Raw genomic sequence first — 3,704 nt, forward strand, 5'->3', positions numbered from 1 at the left:
AAACCCTCAATTAATAGAACAGATAATTCTTTTTAATGCTAAAAGAAAAAATAAAATTTTTCTTCAAAATAAAGAAATAAATATTATTCCATGTTCTACTTTCGGAGTATATACTTCATTACGCACTGTTCTTAATAATGGAGATGAAGTCATTGTTATTCAACCGTCTTATTATACCTATGCTCCTTCTATTATCATGAATGGAGGAATTCCTGTCTATTACGATGTAGAAGACGATTTTTCAATTGACTGGGAAAAACTGAAAACTAAAATTTCCTGTAAAACAAAAGCTATTATTGTCAATTCACCCCAAAATCCTACAGGGAAAATATGGAAGGCGGAAGACTGGAATTATTTGTATGAAATAATCAAAGATTATGAGATTTATCTGATTTCAGAAGAAGTTTATGATATCTATTACTATAACGGAGCGGATCATTATAGTTCTTTTCTCCATCCTCAATTAAAAGAAAGAACTTTTTGCATCTTCTCATTCGGAAAAATGTTTCATACCACAGGATGGAAGATCAGCTATTTACTAGCCTCCGAGAAACTTACTTCTCTTTTCAGGAATTATCAGCAATACATTTCTTACGGGGTAAATAGTCCTGCACAATACGCTGTTGCTAAATATCTTGAAGTATTCAATCCTTCTGTCAATCAAGCTTTAATGGAAGGCAAAAGAAATATTTTCTGTGACATGATCAAAAACACACCTTTAGAAATTGAAGAGAAAACTCCCAGCAGTTTCTTTCAGATTGTAAATTTCAGGAAACTCTCTAAAACAATGACTGATGTTGAGTTTTCCAAATGGCTGACCACTGAAAAGAAAGTCGCATGCTTACCTCTTTCGGCATTTTATCAAACAAAACAGAATTCAGATTATATATGTTTCAGCTTTGCAAAGAAAGATGAGATCATTATCCAAGCATTAGAGCATCTGAATAAAAGTATATAAAAAACACTGCCAAAAAGGCAGTGTTTGATTTTTTAAAAAGAAAGGACTCTTACATCAATCCTTCTGTTTTTTGCTTTACATTCATCCGTATCATTAGCTTTACAGACAGGGTATTGAGAACCATATCCTTCAGCTTCTATCCTATCTGCAGGAATTCCCATTTCAAGCAGTTTCAGTTTTGTTGTTTGTGCTCTTAAATTTGACAGTTTCACATTAGTTTCTTCACTTCCTGTATTATCAGTATATCCTCCTAATTTTATTTTTAATGTAGGATAAGAATTTAAAATTTCAGCTAGATTATTTAATTGCATATCAGACCCGGCCTTGAGATCACTTGAACCACTTTCAAAATATAAGTTTTCTATAGTATACCAGTTGTTAGAATCTAATACAGCATTGTTTTTATTCTTAATATTCATATACAAATGATATAGCTGGCTATTTTCTCCTAAAGAAATTGTTTTCCCGCCATTGAGCTTTACATTTCTGTTTTTCCCCGTTTCATAAACAAAATCCCCACTTTCATTGAGATAACCTTTTATTTCTTTTTTTGCAGTATCGATAAAAAAATCCTCTGATACTGATTGGCTATCATATACTCCGATCAGACTTTCAATTTTTGTTTTTCTGTTTGCTTCAATCTTATCTTTATGGAGGGTAGCCAATGTTGGAGCTATAACAAGTGAAACTATAGACATCAGTTTAATCAAAATATTCATAGATGGTCCTGAAGTATCTTTAAAAGGATCTCCGACTGTATCTCCTGTTACAGATGCTTTATGTGGTTCCGAACCCTTATAATAGGTCTGTCCATTAATATCAACACCTTTTTCAAATGATTTTTTAGCATTATCCCATGCACCTCCTGCATTATTCTGGAACATTCCCATTAATACTCCGGTAACTGTTGCTCCAGCCAGAAAACCACCAAGGACTTCAGGCCCAAAAATAAAACCGATCAATAATGGAGAAATAATCGCAATAGCCCCGGGAAGCATCATTTTTCTTATGGAAGCATCTGTAGAAATAGCCACACATTTTTCATATTCAGGCTTTGCTTTCCCTTCCAGAATTCCGGGAATTTCACGGAATTGTCTGCGTACTTCTTCCACCATTGCCATAGCAGCTTGTCCCACCGCTGTAATAGCCAATGAAGAAAAGATAAACGGAATCATTCCTCCAACAAACAATCCGGCCAGAACATCTGCTCTGTAAATATCAATGCCATCGATTCCTGCAATTCCTACAAATGCAGCAAATAAGGCTAAAGCTGTTAGAGCAGCTGAAGCAATTGCAAACCCTTTACCTGTTGCAGCTGTCGTATTACCCACTGCATCTAAAATATCAGTTTTTTCTCGGACTTCTTTTGGAAGTTCACTCATTTCTGCAATTCCTCCAGCATTATCTGCTATAGGTCCGAACGCATCAATAGCCAGCTGCATTGCTGTAGTAGCCATCATTCCTGCTGCTGCTATAGCCACCCCATATAGTCCAGCACATAAATAGGAGCCATAGATCCCTCCTGCTAAGACAATAATAGGCAATAAGGTAGATTCCATTCCTACGGAAAGTCCACCGATTATATTGGTAGCATGCCCTGTAGAAGACTGCCTGATAATACTGGAAACCGGTCTTTTTCCTATTGCAGTATAATATTCAGTAATAAGGCTCATTAAGGTTCCTACGATTAATCCTACTATAATAGCACCGAATACCCCCATTTTAGTAAATTCATGACCTCGGAGCACCATAGTATCGGGCAGAATATAAGTAACTAAAAAATAAGAAGCTATCGCTGTGAGAATAATACTGCCCCAGTTTCCAAAATTAAGTGCAGTCTGAACTTCAGATATAGATGAAGACACATTATCATTCACTTTTACAAATAAAGTTCCTATAATTGAAAAAATAATTCCTACTCCCGCTATTAACATGGGTAAAAGAATAGGGGCAAAACCTCCAAAAGAATCTTCAGATAATGTTTCTCTGCCTAATACCATTGTCGCGAGAACTGTGGCCACATAGGATCCAAATAAATCAGCTCCCATTCCGGCTACATCTCCTACGTTATCTCCTACATTATCTGCAATAGTGGCTGGATTACGGGGATCATCTTCAGGAATTCCTGCTTCTACTTTACCTACAAGATCTGCCCCTACATCTGCAGCTTTGGTATAAATACCGCCACCTACTCTTGCAAACAAAGCAATAGATTCAGCACCTAAAGAAAATCCGGTTAGAATTTCAATGGTTCTTTCCATCTCATGGGAATCAACCGGAGAATCAGGGGCAAAAATCTGTCGGATTATCAGAAATAAGGAACCTAAGCCTAAAACGGCTAATCCTGCGACTCCCATTCCCATAACAGAACCTCCAGTAAAGGAAACTTTAAGAGCTTGTGAAAGTGAGGTTTTAGCTGCTTCTGCGGTTCTCACATTAGCTTTAGTTGCAATCTTCATTCCTATAAATCCCGCTAATGCAGAGAAAAAGGCCCCTACAATGAATGAAACTCCTATACTCCAATGTGACGTAGAATTACTTATCCCCATTATTCCTAAGAGAATGGCAACAACTATAACGAAATAGGTAAGAATTTTATATTCAGCTTTCAGAAAAGCCATTGCGCCATCAGCTATATATCCGCTGATTAATTTCATCTTTTCGGTCCCGGTATTTTGCCTGCTGACCCACTTGCTTTGAATATAAGTATATAATAAAGCTATCACACCAAAAACGGGAATTAAAT

General features: G+C 36.4%; 2 protein-coding genes. One reads left to right on the plus strand and one right to left on the minus strand.

Translation table 11 applies throughout. The annotated features are described in order from the left end of the window. On the plus strand, positions 1-958 hold a 958-nt coding region (locus Q0A18_RS07875), incomplete at its 5' end, for an aminotransferase class I/II-fold pyridoxal phosphate-dependent enzyme (RefSeq protein ID WP_292009601.1). A 32-nt stretch (positions 959-990) separates the two neighbouring features. Here the strand turns inward: Q0A18_RS07875 and Q0A18_RS07880 are convergent. Next, positions 991-3,699: a sodium-translocating pyrophosphatase gene (locus Q0A18_RS07880; protein ID WP_292009602.1), complete on the minus strand. Its 2,709-nt coding sequence runs from the start codon at positions 3,697-3,699 to the stop codon at positions 991-993. Positions 3,700-3,704: the final 5 nt, after the last annotated feature.

The organism is Chryseobacterium sp., from assembly GCF_022712095.1.
Taxonomy (GTDB): domain Bacteria; phylum Bacteroidota; class Bacteroidia; order Flavobacteriales; family Weeksellaceae; genus Chryseobacterium.